The sequence below is a fragment of the Streptomyces sp. NPDC002825 genome (genome assembly GCF_040295385.1).
Lineage (GTDB): Bacteria > Actinomycetota > Actinomycetes > Streptomycetales > Streptomycetaceae > Streptomyces.
This window is the reverse complement of sequence record NZ_JBEOVH010000031.1, coordinates 1-17,065: the sequence shown is the minus strand read 5'-3', so window position 1 is coordinate 17,065 and position 17,065 is coordinate 1. Positions and strand designations below refer to the sequence as shown.

Annotated in this window: 17 protein-coding genes; 7 read left to right on the top strand and 10 right to left on the bottom strand. The window is 73.6% G+C overall.

The window, feature by feature from the left end:
• Nucleotides 1-158: 158 nt before the first annotated feature.
• The gene (locus ABT041_RS30815; protein ID WP_351190620.1) at nucleotides 159-1,376 is read left to right on the top strand and encodes a glycosyltransferase; all 1,218 of its coding nucleotides are present in this window, start codon (nucleotides 159-161) and stop codon (nucleotides 1,374-1,376) included.
• A 48-nt stretch (nucleotides 1,377-1,424) separates the two neighbouring features.
• On the opposite strand, the gene ABT041_RS30810 is transcribed toward ABT041_RS30815, so the two are convergent.
• From ABT041_RS30810 to ABT041_RS30790, 5 genes are all read right to left on the bottom strand, one after another.
• Nucleotides 1,425-2,498 (bottom strand): acyl-CoA dehydrogenase family protein, encoded by a 1,074-nt coding sequence (locus ABT041_RS30810; protein ID WP_351190618.1) that lies wholly within the window; start codon nucleotides 2,496-2,498, stop codon nucleotides 1,425-1,427.
• Nucleotides 2,495-3,877, bottom strand: coding sequence for an MFS transporter (locus tag ABT041_RS30805; protein WP_351190616.1), 1,383 nt, complete (start codon nucleotides 3,875-3,877; stop codon nucleotides 2,495-2,497). The genes ABT041_RS30810 and ABT041_RS30805 overlap by 4 nt, the downstream gene beginning before the upstream one ends.
• Before the next feature lie 92 nt (nucleotides 3,878-3,969).
• Nucleotides 3,970-4,956: an acyl-CoA dehydrogenase family protein gene (locus ABT041_RS30800; protein WP_351190771.1), complete on the bottom strand. Its 987-nt coding sequence runs from the start codon at nucleotides 4,954-4,956 to the stop codon at nucleotides 3,970-3,972.
• A complete protein-coding gene (locus tag ABT041_RS30795; RefSeq protein WP_351190614.1) occupies nucleotides 4,956-6,125 on the bottom strand; it encodes an acyl-CoA dehydrogenase family protein in 1,170 nt (389 codons plus the stop codon). Before ABT041_RS30795 ends, ABT041_RS30800 begins: the two co-directional genes overlap by 1 nt.
• Nucleotides 6,125-6,982 carry an enoyl-CoA hydratase gene (locus ABT041_RS30790; RefSeq protein ID WP_351190612.1) on the bottom strand — a complete coding sequence of 286 codons (858 nt, stop codon included), beginning with the start codon at nucleotides 6,980-6,982 and terminating at the stop codon, nucleotides 6,125-6,127. Before ABT041_RS30790 ends, ABT041_RS30795 begins: the two co-directional genes overlap by 1 nt.
• A 45-nt stretch (nucleotides 6,983-7,027) precedes the next feature.
• Between ABT041_RS30790 and ABT041_RS30785 the strand changes: the two genes are divergently transcribed.
• Genes ABT041_RS30785 through ABT041_RS30770 form a run of 4 tightly spaced genes read left to right on the top strand, consistent with a single transcriptional unit; the run spans nucleotide 7,028 to nucleotide 10,761 of the window.
• Entirely contained in the window at nucleotides 7,028-8,194 is a 1,167-nt protein-coding gene (locus ABT041_RS30785) for an acyl-CoA dehydrogenase family protein (protein ID WP_351190610.1), read from the top strand.
• Complete coding sequence (locus ABT041_RS30780; protein ID WP_351190608.1) at nucleotides 8,191-8,979, top strand: SDR family oxidoreductase; 789 nt, start codon at nucleotides 8,191-8,193, stop codon at nucleotides 8,977-8,979. Before ABT041_RS30785 ends, ABT041_RS30780 begins: the two co-directional genes overlap by 4 nt.
• Nucleotides 8,976-9,566: a TetR/AcrR family transcriptional regulator gene (locus tag ABT041_RS30775; protein WP_351190606.1), complete on the top strand. Its 591-nt coding sequence runs from the start codon at nucleotides 8,976-8,978 to the stop codon at nucleotides 9,564-9,566. The genes ABT041_RS30780 and ABT041_RS30775 overlap by 4 nt, the downstream gene beginning before the upstream one ends.
• A gap of 37 nt (nucleotides 9,567-9,603) precedes the next feature.
• The gene (locus tag ABT041_RS30770; protein ID WP_351190604.1) at nucleotides 9,604-10,761 is read left to right on the top strand and encodes an acetyl-CoA C-acetyltransferase; all 1,158 of its coding nucleotides are present in this window, start codon (nucleotides 9,604-9,606) and stop codon (nucleotides 10,759-10,761) included.
• 145 nt (nucleotides 10,762-10,906) lie between these two features.
• Here the strand turns inward: ABT041_RS30770 and ABT041_RS30765 are convergent, their stop codons facing one another.
• The 5 genes from ABT041_RS30765 to ABT041_RS30745 all read right to left on the bottom strand — a co-directional run bounded on the left by ABT041_RS30765 (nucleotide 10,907) and on the right by ABT041_RS30745 (nucleotide 15,035).
• The gene (locus ABT041_RS30765) at nucleotides 10,907-11,452 is read right to left on the bottom strand and encodes a VOC family protein (RefSeq protein WP_351190602.1); all 546 of its coding nucleotides are present in this window, start codon (nucleotides 11,450-11,452) and stop codon (nucleotides 10,907-10,909) included.
• Between the two features lie 97 nt (nucleotides 11,453-11,549).
• Entirely contained in the window at nucleotides 11,550-12,614 is a 1,065-nt protein-coding gene (locus ABT041_RS30760; RefSeq protein ID WP_351190600.1) for an NAD(P)H-dependent flavin oxidoreductase, read from the bottom strand.
• Nucleotides 12,611-13,393, bottom strand: a complete 783-nt coding sequence (locus ABT041_RS30755) for a CoA-transferase subunit beta (RefSeq protein WP_351190598.1) — start codon at nucleotides 13,391-13,393, stop codon at nucleotides 12,611-12,613. The genes ABT041_RS30760 and ABT041_RS30755 overlap by 4 nt, the downstream gene beginning before the upstream one ends.
• On the bottom strand, nucleotides 13,390-14,238 hold the full coding sequence (locus ABT041_RS30750; protein ID WP_351190769.1) for a CoA transferase subunit A: 849 nt from the start codon (nucleotides 14,236-14,238) through the stop codon (nucleotides 13,390-13,392). Before ABT041_RS30750 ends, ABT041_RS30755 begins: the two co-directional genes overlap by 4 nt.
• Before the next feature lie 14 nt (nucleotides 14,239-14,252).
• Complete coding sequence (locus tag ABT041_RS30745) at nucleotides 14,253-15,035, bottom strand: enoyl-CoA hydratase family protein (protein WP_351190596.1); 783 nt, start codon at nucleotides 15,033-15,035, stop codon at nucleotides 14,253-14,255.
• A gap of 78 nt (nucleotides 15,036-15,113) precedes the next feature.
• Here ABT041_RS30745 and ABT041_RS30740 point away from each other — a divergent pair, with 78 nt between their 5' ends.
• Nucleotides 15,114-15,890 (top strand): SDR family oxidoreductase, encoded by a 777-nt coding sequence (locus ABT041_RS30740; protein WP_351190594.1) that lies wholly within the window; start codon nucleotides 15,114-15,116, stop codon nucleotides 15,888-15,890.
• Between the two features lie 36 nt (nucleotides 15,891-15,926).
• Nucleotides 15,927-16,838: an SDR family oxidoreductase gene (locus ABT041_RS30735; RefSeq protein WP_351190592.1), complete on the top strand. Its 912-nt coding sequence runs from the start codon at nucleotides 15,927-15,929 to the stop codon at nucleotides 16,836-16,838.
• Nucleotides 16,839-17,065 lie beyond the last annotated feature (227 nt).

Below are 17,065 nucleotides of genomic sequence, written 5' to 3'. Positions count from 1 at the left end.
CAGCGCCGTCGGCAGCTCGGCCGCAGTGGAGTGGAGCCGGCGCACCAGGTCCTCCGGCGTGTGCCCGGTCGGCTGTGCCGCGGGAAGGCGGACCTCACCTTGGACGAGCTCGGCTGACCGGCGTTCCCGTCGACACCGGCCGGGTGTTGAATCGCGCCATGCGCATTCTGATCATCACCGCCGGTTCCCGCGGAGACGTCGCGCCCTTCACCGGGCTGGGCCGCCGCCTGCTCGACGCGGGCCACGAGGTCGCCGTGGCCGCCCACGCGTCCTTCGCCGCGCTCGTCGGCGGCTGCGGCCTCGAACACCGGCTCATGCCGGGAGACCCGCAGGAGCTCCTCCGCGGCTGGTCGCGGGCGGCTTCGCGGGAGGAGGCGCAGGCGCTGACCAGGGCGTACGCGGACGGGCTCGCCGACGGGGTCGCGGATGCCGTGGCGGGCGGAGCCGACCTGCTGCTCACGGCCCACGGCCCGGCTCCGCTGAGCCGGACGGCCGGGGAGGCCTCCGGCATCCCCGTCATCGGCACCTACCTCGTCCCGTCCTTCGCCACCCGGGAGTTCCCGCTGCCCCACGCGCGGGGCACCGAGGACGGCGGCCCGGAGGGCAACCTCGCTGCCGGCCGGGACGTACTGAGGCGCGCCGAAGGGGCCTTCGCCGGCGCCGTGGCCCGGCTGCGCGACCGCCTCGGACTCCCCGCCGACACGCCCTCGTCCGCGGCGGACCTCCGCCCCGCCTTCCACGGCTACAGCCCGCTGGTGGTGCCGCGCCCCGGCGACTGGCCGTCCGGGGTCGAGGTCACGGGCTACTGGTGGCCCGCGCGGCCGGAGCACTGGCAGCCCCCGGCCGAGCTGGTCGACTTCCTCAAGGCCGGTCCGCCCCCGGTGTTCCTCGGGTTCGGCAGCATGGCGCCGGGGGAGGGCGAACGGCTCGGCGAACTGGCGGCCGCGGCGGTGAAGCGGGCGGGAGTGCGGGCGGTGGTGCAGGCGGGATGGGCCGAACTGAGCGCGGGGTACGGCCCCGACATCCTGGCCGTCGGCGACGTACCGCACGACTGGCTGTTCCCGCGCACCGCCGCCGTCGTCCACCACGCGGGAGCGGGCACCACCGGGGCCGGGCTGCGGGCCGGGGTCCCCGCCGTGCCCGTCCCCGTCATGTACGACCAGCCGTTCTGGGCGGCCCGGCTGCAGGCCCTCGGGGTCGCCCCGCGGGCCGTGCCGTTCCAGGACCTCACCGCCGAAGCCCTCGGCGACGCGATCGCGGCCTGCCTGTCCGAACCGTCCCTCCGCCGCCGCGCGGCCGAACTCGCCCGCGGGATCGCGGCGGAGGACGGCGCGGGGGCGGTGCTCGCCCACATCGACACCGTACGCGGCGGGTGACTGCCGGATGTTCCCCGGAGGGGGACCCCACCTCCTCCAGTGAGGTGCTCAGGCCTTGACCAGTCCCAAGTCGGCCGCCAGGCGGGCGCGGTGCCAGGACGGCGGGCCGAAGAGCTGGGACGAGCCGTGCGCCCGCTTGAAGTAGCGGTGGGCGTCGTGCTCCCAGGTGATGCCGATGCCGCCGTGCAGCTGGATCATCTCGCCCGCCACCGCAGAGAACGCCTCCGAGCAGGCGGACTTGGCGGCGGCCGCGTGGCGGGACAGCTCCGGGTCGCCCGCGGCGGCGGCGAAGGAGGCGCCGAGCGCGGCCGAGCGCGCCGACTCCACCAGGACGTACGCGTCCGCGAGGCGGTGCTTGACCGCCTGGAAGGAGCCGATGGCCCGGCCGAACTGGACCCGTTCCCTGGCGTAGGCCAGCGTGAGTTCGAGGCAGCGCGCGGCGGCGCCGACCTGTTCGGCTGCGAGCGCCGTACAGGCCAGGTCGAGCACGTGCGCGAGCACCCGCTCGCCCTCGCCCTCCCCTCCCACGAGCCGGCCCTCCGCCTCCGCGAGCACCACCCGCGCCTGCGCCCGGGTGGAGTCCATCGTCACCGTCGCCGCACGAGCCACACCCGTTCCGTCCCCGAAGACCTCGAAGAGCGAGACTCCCGCCCTCGTACGGGCCGCCACGAGCAGCGGCCCGGCCTCGGTGCCGTCGAGGACGTGCTCCTTGGTCCCGGTGATCCGCCACGTACCGCCGGGCCCCGCGATGGCCTCGGCCCGTACGGCCGTCGGATCCCAGGAGCCGCCCTCCGCCCATGCCAGGGCGCCCACCGCCTCACCCGAGGCCAGGTCCGGCAGCAGCCGTGCGCAGGCCTCCCTGTCGTCCGAGGCGAGCAGCGCCTGCACGGTGAGCACCGCGGAGCCGAGGTACGGGACGGGGCTCAGCTCCCGCCCCAGCTCCTCCACCACGACGTAGACCTCTCCGGCCCCGTACCCCGCACCGCCGTACTCCTCGGGCACGGCGAGTCCCGCGATGCCGATCTGTTCGGTCAGCGGGCGCCAGGCAGCCTTCCCCGGGTGCCGTCCGAGGACGGACCTTACGGCGGAGCGCAGTTCCTCCTGTTCCTCCGTCGGCCTCATGCCTCTGCTCCTCTCGAAGTCGTACGGGTACGGGGCCGCTCCTCCGGCGCCGCAGGGTCCTCCGCCGACAGGTCCCGGCCCCGGGTCTCGGCGGTGCGCCAGACGGCGAGCGCGGTCACGAGACCGCAGACGACGGCGATGACCACGAGCGGCGTGCTGCGGACGTCGTCCGAGGCGGACAGCAGACTGCCGGCGAACAGGGGGGTGAATCCGCCGCCGATCAAAGCGGCCAGCTGATACCCGAGCGAGGCTCCGGTGTAGCGGACGCGGGTGCCGAACATCTCCGAGAGCAGCGGCCCCAGGGGCGCGTACATCGCGGACTGCACCACCTGGCCGACGACCATGCCGAGGATCAGCAGCGTGGTCGAGCGCGCGTCGACCAGGGCGTAGACGGGGAAGGCGAGCAGCACGACGCCGGCCGCGCCGCCGAGGACCACGGCCCGGCGGCCGACGCGGTCGGAGAGAGCGGAGAACAGCGGGATGGACACGAGGCCGGTGACCGAGGTGAAGAGCAGCCCGGTCATCACCTCGGCGGTGGCGTATCCGATGGCCGTGGCGTACGTGAGCATGAACGTGCTGATCAGCGCCGTCAGGGCGAACGGTCCGATGCCCACGGCACACGCGAGGACCAGGTTGCGCGGCCGCCGCAGCACCTGCGCCAGCGGAACGCCCGGCGCCTCACCGGCGTCACGACGCTGCGCCGCCCGCCGGAACAGCGGGCTCTCCGTGATGCTGACGCGCACGTACAGACCGATGCCGAGGAGCACCGCGCTGAACAGGAACGGGACGCGCCAGCCCCAGGCCAGGAAGGAGCCGTGGGGGAGCAGCGAGGCGAGGGTGACGGCGACCGTGGAGAGCAGGAAGCCGATGGGGGAGCCCATCTGCATCACACCGCTCCACAGGCCCCGGCGCCCGGGCTCGGCGTGCTCGACGACCATGAGCGTCGCGCCGGCCCACTCGCCGCCGATGGCGATGCCCTGGACGACGCGGAACAGCACCAGGAGGACGGGAGCCGCGACGCCGATCGTCCCGTACGTCGGGAGGACGCCGATGAGGAAGCTCGCCACGCCCATGAGGGCCATGGTGAGGACGAGCATGGACTTGCGGCCGAGCCGGTCGCCGAAGTGCCCGAAGACGGCGCCGCCGAGCGGGCGGGCCACATAGCCGGCGGCGAGCGTCCCGAAGGCGGCGATCGTGCCGACGGTGGGGTCGGACGCGGGGAAGAACAGCTCGCCGAAGACGAGCGCGGCCATCGTGCCGTACAGCAGGAAGTCGTAGTACTCGATGACGGTGCCGAGCAGACTCGACAGCGCCACCCTGCGAAGGAGCGCGGGGTCGGAAGGTCTCTCGGGGACGTGCGGGGACGGTGCGGGGGACACGCTGACTCCCGGGTGCGGTAGGGATGGTGGGGAGGGACGAGCGGTACGGGGCTGACGGGCCCGCCGGCCGGCCACGGGCAGCGGGCCCCGGTTCAGGAGGCGAGCACGCGCGCCCGGCAGGCCGCGGGGGTGCCCCAGGCGTCGCGGAGGGGACGGGCCTTGCGGATCCACAGGGCGAGGTCCAGTTCCTCGGTGTAGCCGACGGCGCCGTGGAGCTGGAGGGCGGTGCGGGCGGCGGCGTACGCGGCCTCGCCCGCCGTGACCTTCGCCGCCGCGACCTCGGCGCCGGCGTGGTCCGCCCCTTCCGCGAGGGCCAGGGCGGCCGAGTGGAGCAGGGGGCGGGCGAACTCCAGGGCGATGAGCGTGTCCGCGAGGCGGTGCTTGACCGCCTGGAAGGAGCCGATGGCGACCCCGAACTGGGTGCGCTGCTTCACGTACTCCACGGTCCGGTCGAGGAGGGCGAGTCCGAGGCCGAGGGACTGGGCGGCGGTGGCGAGGGCGGCGACCTCGCGGGCGTGCGCGGCGGCGGCGGTCACGGCCGGGCCCTGTGCCAGGACGGTGCCGCCGAGCGGCCGGGCGAGGCGGCGCGCGGGGTCGGCGGAGGGCTGGACGGGACCGGCGGTCTCCGCCCGGCGCACGGTGTCGCCCTCGACGACGAGGACGGCGTCGGCGGTGTCCGCGTCCAGGGCGTAGGGGCTGCCCGCGGCCGGCACGCACAGGGAGACGAGCGCCTTCCCGGAGGCGATCTGCGGCAGCAGGGCGGCGGTCGCGGTGTCGTCGAGCCGGTCGAGGAACGCCGCCGCCGCGACCGTCTCGACCAGCGGACCGGGCACGGCGTGGCGGCCCAGCTCGGTGAAGGCGACGGCCAGTTCGACGGGCAGCGGGCCGAGACCGTCGTGCCGCTCCGGCACGGCGAGGGCGAAGACACCCGCCTCCGCGAGCCGGGACCACAGCGCCCGGCCCGGCCCGGTGTTCCCGTCGGCCCAGGCGCGGGCGGCCGCCGGGGTGTCGGCCGCGGTGAGCATGCCGTCGAGGGAGCGGGCGAACTCCCGCTGCTCGTCGTCGAGGAGGAACCGCATCACCGGCGTCCCTTCGGGAGGCCGAGCAGCCGCTCGGCGATGATGTCGCGCTGGATCTCGTTGGTGCCGGCGTAGACGGGTCCGGCGAGGGAGAAGGTGTGCCCCTCGGCCCAGCCGCCGTGCGCGGGCGCTTCCGCGGCCCGGTCGGACAGTTCGCCGAACGGCCCGAGCAGGTCGAGGGCGGTCTCGTGGAGCGCGATGTCGAGCTCGGACCAGAAGACCTTGTTGAGGCTGGACTCGGCGCCGATCGCCCCTCCGGCGGCGATGCGTGAGACGCCCGCGTACGCGAACAGCCGGTAGGCGCGCGCCCCGATGACGGCGTCGGCGACCCGGTCGCGCAGGGCGGTGTCGGACGGGTCGGCGGTCTCCCGCCACAGCCCGGCGAGACGCTCGGCGGCGGCCGTGAACCGGCCTGGGCTGCGCAGGGTGAGCCCCCGCTCGTTGCCCGCGGTGCTCATCGCGACCCGCCAGCCCTGCCCCGGTGCGCCGATGACGTCCTCGTCGGGCACGAACACCTCGTCGAGGAAGAGTTCCGCGAAGGCGGGCTTGCCGTCGAGCCGCCCGATGGGCCGTACGGTCACCCCGTCGGCGTCCAGGGGGAACATCAGGTACGTCAGGCCCTGGTGCGGCTTCGGTGCGTCGGGGTCGCTGCGGAACAGGCCGAAGGCGCGGTCGGCGAAGGCCGCCCGGGACGACCAGGTCTTCTGGCCGCGCAGGAGCCAGCCGCCGTCGGTCCGTTCGGCCGTGGAGCGCAGCGAGGCGAGGTCGGAGCCGGACTCGGGCTCGGACCAGGCCTGGGCCCAGATGACCTCGCCGCGCGCCATGGAGGGCAGGATGCGGGCGCGCTGCTCGGCGGTGCCGTGCTCGAAGAGGGTGGGGGCGAGGAGGTTGATGCCGTTCTGGCTGACCCGGCCGGGGGCGCCGGCCGCGAAGTACTCCTCCTCGAAGACCAGCCACTTCAGGAGGGAGGCGCCCCGGCCGCCGTACTCCTCGGGCCAGGAGACGACCGACCAGCGGTCGGCGGAGAGGGTACCCTCCCACTCGCGGTGGGCGGCGAAGCCCTCCTCCGTCTCCAGGGAGGGCAGGGGGGTGTCGGGCACGTGGGCGGTGAGCCAGGCGCGGGCCTCGGCCCGGAAGGCGTCCTCCGCCGCGGAGAAGTCGAGGTCCATCAGGCTCCCGCCGCCTTCATCTTCCGTATGTCCATGCCGGCCAGCGCGTCGGGCGCCGTCTCGGCGTTGTGCGCGTGCGCGAGGTGGTGGAGGCCGAAGACCGAGTCCATGCCGGTGTGCAGGCCCTGGAGGTCCTCGGCCTGGTTGACGGCGCGCTTGGTGAGGGCCAGTCCCATGCGGGGCATCTCGGCGATGCGGTGCGCCAACTCCAGGGTCTTCTCCGTGAGTTCCCCGGTCGGGACGACCCGGTTGACCATGCCGACCTCGTAGGCGCGCCGGGCGTCCATCCGGTCGCCGGTGTAGAGGAACTCCTTGGCGACGCGCGGGGGCATCACCCACGGGTGGGCGAAGTACTCGACACCGGGGATGCCCATGCGGACGACCGGGTCGGCGAAGAACGCGTCCTCGGCGGCGACGATGAGGTCGCACACCCAGGCGAGCATCAGGCCGCCCGCGACGCAGGCGCCCTGCACCGAGGCGATCATCGGCTTGGGCAGTTCGCGCCAGCGGCGGCACATGCCCAGGTAGACCTCGGACTCGCGGGCGAAGCGGCTCTCCGCGCCCTGCTTGTCCGAGTGGTCCCACCAGAGCCCGGCGCGCCGGTCGAACGGCAGATGGGCGTCCCGCCCGGGGGTGCCGATGTCATGGCCGGCGGAGAAGTGCCTCCCCGCTCCGGCGAGCACGACGACCTTCACCTCGTCGTCGTCGGCCGCGCGGTAGAAGGCGCGGTCGAGGGCGTACGTCATCGCGGAGTTCTGGGCGTTGCGGTAATCGGGCCGGTCCATGGTGACCACGGCCACCGGGCCGAGGCGTTCGTAGCGGACCGGGTCCTTGGATGCGGTGCGGGCAGCGGACATCCGCCCTCCTTCCCTAACAAGTGTTTGGTAGGTTAACGTACGGCCATGAGCAACGTCGAGGAGTTCCGCAGAGAGGTCCGCGGCTGGCTGCGCGCCAACCTCACGGGCGAGTTCGCCGCCCTGCGCGGGCGCGGCGGCCCCGGACGGGAGCACGAGGCGCACGCCGAACGCCTCGCCTGGGAGCGGCACATGGCCGCCGCCGGGTGGACCTGCGTCGGCTGGCCCAAGGAGTACGGCGGACGCGGCGCGAGCCTGGAACAGCAGGTCGCCTTCCACGAGGAGTACGCGCTCGCCGACGCCCCCGCCCGCGTCAGCCACATCGGCGAACAGCTCCTGGGACCCACGCTCATCGCCTTCGGCACACCCGAACAGCGCGAGCGCTTCCTCCCGAAGGTCGTCAGCGTCGAGGAGCAGTGGTGCCAGGGCTACTCCGAGCCCGACGCCGGCTCCGACCTGGCCAACGTCCGCACCCGCGCCGAGCGCGACGGCGAGGAGTGGGTGGTCACCGGGCAGAAGGTGTGGACCTCACTCGCGCACGAGGCCGACTGGTGCTTCGTCGTCGCCCGCACCGAACCCGGCTCCACCCGCCACCACGGCCTGTCCTACCTGCTCGTCCCCCTGGACCAGCCCGGAGTCGAGATCAGGCCGATCGTCCAGCTGACCGGGACCTCGGAGTTCAACGAGGTCTTCTTCGACGGGGCCCGCACCCACGCCTCCCACGTCGTCGGCGCCCCCGGCGACGGCTGGCGGGTCGCCATGGCCACCCTCGGCTTCGAGCGGGGCGTGTCCACCCTCGGCCAGCAGGTCGGCTTCCGCCGCGAACTGGAAGCCCTCATCGCGCTCGCCCGGCGCAACGGCGCGGCCGCCGACCCGCTCATCCGCGACCGCATCGCCCGCGCCTGGATCGGCCTGGAGACCATACGGTTCAACGCCCTGCGCATGCTCGACGGCGTCGCCGCCGGAGCCCCGGGCCCCGAGGCCTCCATCGGGAAGATCTTCTGGGCCACCTGGCACCGCGAGCTCGGCGAACTCGCCATGGACGTCTGCGGGGCCGGGGGAATGCTGGCCGACGGCGAACCGTACGACCTCACCGACTGGCAGCGGCTCTACCTCTTCTCCCGCTCCGACACCATCTACGCCGGCTCCAACGAGATCCAGCGGAACATCATCGCCGAGCGCGTCCTCGGCCTGCCCAAGGAGGTCCGCCCATGACCGGCACCCCGCCCCCCTACGTGCCGGGCCACGGTCTGCTCGCCGGCCGCGACGCCGTCGTCACCGCCGCCGCGGGCGCCGGCATCGGCGGCGCCACCGCCCGCCGGCTCCTGGAAGAGGGGGCGCGGGTGGTCATCTCCGACGCCCACGCCCGCAGACTCAAGGAGTCCGAGGCCGAACTCGCCGCCGAGTTCGGCGCGGACCGCGTCGCCGCCCTGCCCTGCGACGTCACCGACGAGACCCAGGTCGCCGCACTGTTCGACCTCGCCGTCGAGCGCCACGGGCGCCTCGACGTCGTCGTCAACAACGCCGGACTCGGCGGAACCGCCGACCTCGTCGACATGACCGACGAGCAGTGGGACAAGGTCCTCGACGTCACCCTCAACGGCACCTTCCGCTGCACCCGCGCCGCACTGCGCCGGATGAAGGCCGCGGGCGCCGGGGGAGCCGTCGTCAACAACGCCTCGGTGATCGGCTGGCGCGCCCAGAAGGGGCAGGCCCACTACGCCGCCGCCAAGGCCGGCGTCATGGCCCTCACCCGCTGCGCCGCCCTGGAGGCCGCCGCGTACGGGGTACGGGTCAACGCCGTCTCCCCGAGCCTGGCCATGCACCCGCACCTGGTGAAGGTCACCACCCCCGAACTCCTCGAAGAGCTCACCTCCCGCGAGGCCTTCGGCCGCCACGCCGAGCCCTGGGAGGTGGCCAACGCGATCGTCTTCCTGGCCAGCGGCTACTCCTCGTACCTGACGGGCGAGGTCCTCTCCGTCAGCAGCCAGCACCCGTGAGACCGGCGCCGGAGCGGCGCCGCGAGATCCTGGACACCGCGGCCGAGGTCTTCGCCGCGCAGGGGTACGACGCCACCACCGTCCGCCGCATCGCCGACGCCGCCGGCCTGCTCGCGGGCAGCCTCTACTACCACTTCGACTCCAAGGAGTCGATGCTCGACGAGATCCTCCGCGCCTTCCTGGACGAGCTGTGGGCCCGGTACGACACCGTGCTCGCCGCCCTGCTCGGCCCCCGGGAGACCCTGGAGGCCCTCGTCACCGAATCGTTCCGGGAGATCGACCGGCACCGCGCCGCCGTCGCCATCTACCAGAAGGAGTCCGGGCACCTGCGGGAGCAGCCGCGCTTCGGCTACCTCGCGGGCTCCCAGCGCAGGTTCGAGGAGGCCTGGCTCAGGACCCTGGAGCGCGGCGTCGCCGCCGGGGTCTTCCGCACCGACCTCGACGTCCGGCTCACCTACCGCTTCGTGCGCGACACCGTCTGGGTCGCCGCGTCCTGGTACCGGCCGGGCGGACAGCACAGCCCCGAGGAGATCGCCCGCCAGTACCTCTCGATGGTCCTCGAGGGCATCGCCCCCGCCATCCCGTGAACGACATGACATCGTGGACAGAGAAGAAGGAGCCGTCATGGCCGAGGCCTACATCGTCGAAGCGATCCGCACCCCGGTCGGCCGGCGGAACGGCGGACTGTCCGCCGTCCACCCCGCCGACCTCGGAGCACACGTCCTGAAGGCGCTCATGGAGCGCTCGGGCGCCGACCCGGCCGCCGTCGAGGACGTCGTCTTCGGCTGCCTGGACACCGTCGGCCCGCAGGCCGGCGACATAGCCCGCACCTGCTGGCTGGCCGCCGGACTGCCCGAGGAGGTGCCCGGCACGACCGTGGACCGGCAGTGCGGCTCCTCCCAGCAGGCCCTGCACTTCGCCGCGCAGGGCGTCCTGTCCGGCACCCAGGACCTGGTGGTCGCGGGCGGCGTGCAGAACATGTCGATGATCCCCATCGCCTTCGCCAGCCGCCAGGCCGCCGACCCGCTCGGGCTCACCGAGGGCCCGTACGCCGGCTCCGTGGGCTGGCGCGCCCGCTACGGCGACCGGCCGGTCAACCAGTTCCACGGCGCCGAGCTCATCGCCGCCAAGTGGGACATCTCCCGCAGGGACATGGAGGAGTTCGCCCTGCGCTCGCACCAGCGGGCCGCCCGCGCCATCGACGAGGGCCGCTTCGACCGCGAGATCGTGCCGTACGGGGACGTCACCACCGACGAGGGCCCGCGCCGCGACACCACCCTGGAGAAGATGGCCGGGCTGAAGCCGCTGGTCGAGGGCGGCCGGCTGACCGCCGCGGTCTCCTCGCAGGTCTCCGACGGGGCCTCGGCGATGCTGATCGCCTCCGAGCGCGCCGTACGCGAGCACGGACTGACGCCGCGCGCCCGCGTCCACCACCTGTCCGTCCGGGGCGAGGACCCGATCCGCATGCTGTCCGCCCCTATCCCTGCGACGGCGTACGCGCTGAAGAAGGCCGGGATGACGCTCGACGACATCGACCTGGTCGAGATCAACGAGGCCTTCGCCTCGGTCGTCCTGGCCTGGCTGAAGGAGACCGGCGCCGACCCGGAGAAGGTCAACGTCAACGGCGGCGCCATCGCCCTCGGCCACCCGCTCGGCGCGACCGGCACCAAGCTGACCACCACCCTCCTGCACGAACTGGAGCGCACCGGCGGCCGCTACGGCCTGCAGACCATGTGCGAGGGTGGCGGTCAGGCGAACGTGACGATCATCGAGCGTCTGTGACGAACGACGGCCGCGGCCCTCGGACCGTCCGGCCGGAGGCCGGCGCGGGCTTCCGAAGCCCGGGAGGCCCCCGGGGCCGAGCGGTGCGAGGGGGCCGTTCGGGAGGGGGCCATGTGCGAGGGTGGCGGTCGGGCGAACGTGACGATCATCGAGCGTCTGTGACGCCGTTCCCGAAGAGCTGCTGCCAGACCGCCTGATCGGTGCGGGGGCCTCCCGGGGTCTCCGCGCCGTACACCTCGATCTCCGCCTCGATGTCCAGCGGGAGGGTGGGCGAGGTCATCGTCGACAGCTCCTCGGCCACCGCCGCGTCGGGGACCAGCCAGCACACCTCGAACTCGATGCCGTCCGGGTCCCGGCCGTACAGCGCCTTCGTGGAGGCGTGGTTGCTCGCCCCGGTCAGGGCCCCCGCCAACGCCAGGCGGGCCCGCATCCGCCGAAGCTCGGCAAGCGTGTCCACCTCCCAGGCCAGGTGGTACAGACCGACCCCACCCGTGGCGTGCCCGGGGCCGCGCCCGGGGGACTGGAACAGACCGAGGTCGTGGTCGTTGGCGGAGCCCGCCGCCTGGAGGAAGGCCGCCCCGGGGAACGCCTGCGGCAGCGGCCGGAACTCCAGGACGTCGCGGTAGAAGGCGAGGCTGCGCCCCAGGTCGGAGACGAAGAGGACGGCGTGGTTCAGCCGCTGGATCGGCATGGCGGTTCCGTTCGGGTCGGTGCGGAGGAGTCCGGGTCGAGACACATGTCCGCCGGGGTGAAGGTACCCCGGCGGACATGTGCGTGTGGGGGACGGTTCAGTCCGTGGCGGGCAGGGCGTGAAGCGCGGCCCGCGCCTCGGCCATCAGGCGCTCGACGAGCTCGGCGCAGGACGGCAGGTCCTCGATCAGACCGGCGACCTGGCCGGAGGCCATCACGCCCAGGTCGGTCCGGCCCTCGACCATGGAGGCCTTGAGCAGCATCGGGGTGTTGGCGGCCAGCAGGATCTGGCTCCACGTCAGGTCCTTGCCGTGCTTCATCGCCAGGCCGTCCCGGACCATCTGCGGCCAGCTCATGCCGGACTCGCGCCGGAACGCCGCCGCGTGCCGGACCGCCCGCAGCAGCGAGGCGGCCCGCCCCGAGCGCTCCAGGGCGTCGACCAGCTCCGTACGCAGCATGCGGTGCGGCAGTCCGTCCACCTTCGTGGTGACGGTGACGTCCGTGACCGCCGCGGCGAGGTAGCGGGCCTTCACCGCGTCGGGGACCGTGCTGTCGGAGGTGAGCAGGAAGCGCGTGCCCATGGCGATACCGGCCGCGCCGTAGGCGAGCGCGGCGACCAGGCCGCGGCCGTCGTGGAAGCCGCCGGCCGCGACGACCGGGATGTCCACGGCGTCCACGACCTGCGGGAGCAGGACGGTGGTGGCGACGCTGCCGGTGTGGCCGCCGCCCTCCCCGCCCTGCACGATCACCGCGTCGGCGCCCCAGGCCGCGACCTTCTCGGCATGGCGCCTGGCCCCGATGGACGGAATCACGACGACCCCCGCGTCCTTGAGGCGGGCGATGAGCTCGCGCGACGGGGCGAGCGCGAAGGAGGCGACCCTCACGCCCTCGTCGATGATGATCCGCACCCGCTCGGCCGCGTCCCCGGCGTCCGCGCGCAGGTTCACGCCGAAGGGCGCGTCCGTACGGGACTTCACCTCGCGCACCGCCGAGCGGAGCTGGTCGACGGTCATCGTCGCCGAGGCCAGGATGCCGAGCGCCCCCGCGTCGGCGGTGGCCGAGACCAGGCGGGGACCGGCCACCCACCCCATGCCGGTCTGCACGACGGGGTGGCGCACCCCGACGAGCTCGGTGAGCCGGGTGGGGAGCGTGACGTCGCTCATGAGGGGACCTCCCGGTCGCGCAGCCCCTTCGGGTCGATCTCCTCACGGATCAGCCGCAGTTCCTCGGCGGTCGGCTCGCGGGTGTACGGCACCTCCTCGGGGACGGTCAGCGCGAAGCCGGTGGCCTCGCGTACCTCCTCGACCGTGACGCCGGGGTGCAGCGAACGCAGCCGCATGCTGCGGTCCGGGGTCTCGAAGTCGAAGACGCCGAGGTCGCTGATGACGTCCGGGAGGCGGTGGTAGCGGGTCGCCGAGGGGCCGGCCGCGGCCGCCCGGTCGTAACCGACGCCGGACACCATGTCGACCCGCTCGACGAAGACGCGCGTCGAGTGCTTCGGGACCCAGTAACTGGTCGGGTTGTTCAGGGTGTTGACCGGTGCGCCGCGCACGCCGAGGAGCTGGCGCTTCGGCCGCGCCCAGTCTCCGATGCAGCTGATGTTCTGGTTGCCGTGCCGGTCGAGCTGGCTCGCGCCCATCATCACGTGCCGGCGCCCGGTGGCGACCATGGCCAGGTGCTGGCGGTACGGCAGCCAGCCCTCCACCACCCGGGGCGCGGCGCCGACCGCCGGGACGTCGGCGATGAGCAGTGCCTCCCCGTCGGTCAGCAGCAGCTCGGGGGAGAAGGTGAGCTTCGCGAGGCGGGCGCCGATCATCGGGACCGTCCCCATCGGGCTGGCCAGGACCTCGCCCGCGTCCCGCCAGGCCTCGGCGCAGGCGACGACGCAGTACTCGGCCCGTGTGGCGGGCGCGGCCTTCGGCGTGGTGTCGGTGCCGCTCACGCTTCCTCCTTCTGGAACGCCGCGACCGCGGCCTGGTAGGCGTCCTCGTCGCCGGACAGGAACCGGGCACTGAACTCCCGCCATGCCTCCGGGTCCCGGGCGGCCTTCACATAGGCGCGCTGGAAGGCCTCGTCCCGGTCGTAGTCGGGGGCGCAGGAGGTGAAGTGCGCGCCGTTCGGGGTCTCCACGACACCGTCGACGAACGCCCGCTTGAGCAGCAGCGACTGCGGCCCCGCGTCCTTGAGCAGCTCCGAGGTCTCCACGATCCGCTCGCAGGAGACGTACGCGGCGTCGGCGGCCTCGCAGAACAGGTCGTCGAAGTACGGGTCGGGGCCCAGGTACTGGCCGTTGCCGTGCACGTCGGCACGGTTGAGGTGGACCAGGGCGGCGTCCAGGTGCAGCGCGGGCACGGCGACGAGCTCCTCGCGGTCGTCGTACGGGGAGGTCACGGTCCGCAGCGAGGGGTTGACGGTCATCACGTCCGAGGCGAGCCCGGCCCGGATGGGCATGAACGGCAGCCGGTGCACGGCGGCGGTCAGGCCCCACATCACCATGGCCTCGTCCAGCTCCACCAGCTCGAAGTCACCGCGCTGCCGGGCCGCGCCGAAGTGCGGCTCCAGGGGTACGGAGTCGAGCGTGGCGAAGGCCGCGACCAGCTTGCGTATCTTCCCCGCGGCGGCGAGCAGCCCCACGTCCGGGCCGCCGTACGAGACCACGGTCAGATCGGTGAGGTCCGACCGCAGCAGCGCCCGTACCAGGGCCATCGGCTTGCGGCGCGAGCCCCAGCCGCCGATGCCGATCGTCATCCCGCTGCGGAGCCGGCCCACGACCTCCTCGGCGGTCATCGTCTTGTCCCTGCTCACGACTGCTGCTCCTCGTCCGTGTCGATGGCGTCGTCGGCGTCGTCCTTGCCGAAGGTGTCGCGCACCCGGTCGGCGACGCCGCTGAGGTTGGCCTCGAAGGTGAAGCCCTGCTCGAAGCGGTAGCTGCGGTGGACGTCCACCGGGTCGATGCCGTTGATCGCGGCCTTGGCGAGCCGGATCAGCTGTCCGTCCTTGGCGGCGATCTCCCGCGCGAGTTCCAGCGCCGCGTCGAGCAGTTCCTCGCGCGGGACGACCCGCCAGACCGAGCCGTGCCGGTGCAGTTCCTCGGCCGTGACGGTGCGCGAGGTGTAGTACAGGGCCCGCATCAGCTGCTGCGGGACCAGCCGGGCCAGATGGGTGGCCGCGCCGAGCGCGCCCCGGTCCAGCTCGGGCAGGCCGAAGGTCGCGTCCTCGGAGGCGACGATCGCGTCGGCGTTGCCGACCAGGCCGATGCCGCCGCCGAGGCAGAAGCCGTGCACGGCGGCGACCACCGGCACCTCGCAGTCGTAGACCGCGGCGAAGGCCTCGTAACAGCCGCGGTTGGCGCCCAGGAGGGCCTCGTGCCCGGCCGTGCGCTGGATCTCCTTGATGTCGACGCCGGCGTTGAAGCCGCGGCCCTCCGCGGTGAGGACGACGCAGCGCACCTCCGGATCGGCTCCGGCGGCGCGGACCGCGGCGGCGAGGTCGTACCAGCCTTGTACGGGGAGGGCGTTGACCGGGGGGAAGTCGACGGTGACGACGGCGATGCCCTTGTCCGGGGCGGAGGTGGAGACACCCATGAGCAGATCAGCTACCTTTCCACCAAACGTTTGTTAGGTGGAAGATAGCAGCGGTTCGCGCGCTGCGGGAGGTGTCCCTTGCCAGTCACCATCGATCTGACGGGATCCGTCGCCGTCGTCACCGGCGGCACACGAGGCGTCGGCGCCGGGATCACCAGATCCCTGCTCGAAGCCGGCGCGGAGGTCGTGACCTGCGCGCGACGGGCCCCCGAGAAGCCCGTCGAGGCGGGCGGGCGCACGGCCCGCTTCCTCCCCGTCGACCTGCGCGACCCGGCCGCCGTCGCGGACTTCTTCACGCGCGTCCGCGACGACCACGGCAGGCTGGACGTCCTGGTCAACAACGCGGGGGGAACTCCGTTCCGGATGCTCGGCGAGGGGAGCGCCGAGCAACAGGCCCGCGTCCTCGAACTGAACCTCGTCGCCCCGCTGACCGCCTCCCTCGGCGCGTACGAGGTGATGCGCCATCAGCCCGGCGGCGGGTCCATCGTCATGATCGGCAGCGTCAGCGGCACCCGCCCCTCACCGGGCAGCGCCGCGTACGGAGCCGCCAAGGCCGGCCTGGACAACCTCGCCCGCTCCATGGCGGTGGAATGGGCACCGCTGGTGCGGGTCAACACGCTGGTGCCCGGCATGGTGCGCACCGAACTCTCCCATCTGCACTACGGGGATGAGGACGGCATCGCCTCGGTCGGCCGCACCGTGCCGCTCGGGCGGCTCGCCGAGCCCTCCGACATCGGCGACGCCTGCGTCTTCCTCGCCTCAGAACGGGCCGCGTACATCAGCGGCGCCAGCCTGCTCGTGCACGGAGGCGGGGAACGCCCGGCCTTCCTGGACGCGGCCACGGTCAACCACTGAACCCCCCACTCACTCACTCACCGAAAGGCACGCACCATGACTGGACTGTGCAACGGACGCGTCGTCATCGTCACCGGCGCCGGGCGAGGGCTCGGCCGCGCGCACGCGCTCGCCTTCGCCGCCGAGGGCGCCAGGGTCGTCGTCAACGACCTCGGCGTCGGCCTCGACGGCACGGGTGGCGGCGCGGGACCGGCTGACGAGGTCGTCGACGAGATCAAGGCAGCCGGTGGCGAGGCCGTCGCCCACGGCGGCGACATCGCGACCACGGACGGCGCGGCCTCACTCGTCGCCACGGCGCTTGACGCCTTCGGCCGTCTCGACACCCTCGTCAACAACGCCGGCTTCCTGCGGGACCGCATGCTGGTCAACCTCGACGAGGACGACTGGGACGCCGTCATGCGGGTCCACCTCAAGGGCCACTTCCTGCCACTGAAGCACGCGGCGGCGTACTGGCGGGCGGAGGCCAAGGCGGGCCGTACGCCCGACGCCCGTGTGATCAACACCAGCTCGGGTGCCGGCCTCCTCGGCAGCGTCGGCCAGGGCAACTACGCGGCCGCCAAGGCCGGCATCGTCGGCCTCACCCTCGTGGCCGCGGCCGAGATGTCCCGCTACGGAGTCCAGGTCAACGCGATCGCGCCTGCGGCCCGGACCCGGATGACGGAGCAGACCTTCGCCGAGACGATGGCCGCGCCGGGGGCCGGAGCCTTCGACGCGATGGCTCCGGAGAACGTCTCCCCTCTCGTCGTCTGGCTGGGCTCGGCGGCCTCGGCGGGGGTCACGGGGCGCGTCTTCGAGGCCGAGGCGGGGCGGATCACGGTCATGGAGGGCTGGCGGCCGGGGCCGACGGCGGACAAGGGCGCCCGCTGGACCCCGACGGAGGCGGGCGAAGCGACCCTGAAGCTCCTGGCCACCGCGGAGCCCCCCCACCCGGCCTACGGCACCCGCTGACGCCACCCCGCCCCGTTGTGGGCATGCGTTCCGCAAGGGGCGGTGCCCACCCGCAACGGAGCGGCGCCCAGGCCCGTTGTGGGCAGGCGTTCCGCCGGGGCGGTGCCCACCCGCAACGGAGCGGCCCCCAGGCCCGTTGTGGGCATGCGTTCCTCCCCCAGACTTCGTCCGGGAGGTGCCCCCAGGGCGGAACGGGTGGGCACAACGGAACGGCGCCCTTGCCGGCG

Excerpts from the sequence above, each read along its gene's own strand:
- ABT041_RS30750 (WP_351190769.1), bottom strand. The coding sequence starts at position 14,238 with ATGACCGCCGAGGAGGTCGTGGGCCGGCTCCGCAGCGGGATGACGATC.
- ABT041_RS30745 (WP_351190596.1), bottom strand. The coding sequence starts at position 15,035 with ATGGGTGTCTCCACCTCCGCCCCGGACAAGGGCATCGCCGTCGTCACC.
- ABT041_RS30810 (WP_351190618.1), bottom strand. The coding sequence starts at position 2,498 with ATGAGGCCGACGGAGGAACAGGAGGAACTGCGCTCCGCCGTAAGGTCC.
- ABT041_RS30800 (WP_351190771.1), bottom strand. The coding sequence starts at position 4,956 with ATGCGGTTCCTCCTCGACGACGAGCAGCGGGAGTTCGCCCGCTCCCTC.
- ABT041_RS30790 (WP_351190612.1), bottom strand. The coding sequence starts at position 6,982 with ATGTCCGCTGCCCGCACCGCATCCAAGGACCCGGTCCGCTACGAACGC.
- ABT041_RS30735 (WP_351190592.1), top strand. The coding sequence starts at position 15,927 with ATGACTGGACTGTGCAACGGACGCGTCGTCATCGTCACCGGCGCCGGG.
- ABT041_RS30795 (WP_351190614.1), bottom strand. The coding sequence starts at position 6,125 with ATGGACCTCGACTTCTCCGCGGCGGAGGACGCCTTCCGGGCCGAGGCC.
- ABT041_RS30770 (WP_351190604.1), top strand. The coding sequence starts at position 9,604 with ATGGCCGAGGCCTACATCGTCGAAGCGATCCGCACCCCGGTCGGCCGG.
- ABT041_RS30760 (WP_351190600.1), bottom strand. The coding sequence starts at position 12,614 with ATGAGCGACGTCACGCTCCCCACCCGGCTCACCGAGCTCGTCGGGGTG.
- ABT041_RS30785 (WP_351190610.1), top strand. The coding sequence starts at position 7,028 with ATGAGCAACGTCGAGGAGTTCCGCAGAGAGGTCCGCGGCTGGCTGCGC.
- ABT041_RS30765 (WP_351190602.1), bottom strand. The coding sequence starts at position 11,452 with ATGCCGATCCAGCGGCTGAACCACGCCGTCCTCTTCGTCTCCGACCTG.
- ABT041_RS30780 (WP_351190608.1), top strand. The coding sequence starts at position 8,191 with ATGACCGGCACCCCGCCCCCCTACGTGCCGGGCCACGGTCTGCTCGCC.
- ABT041_RS30815 (WP_351190620.1), top strand. The coding sequence starts at position 159 with ATGCGCATTCTGATCATCACCGCCGGTTCCCGCGGAGACGTCGCGCCC.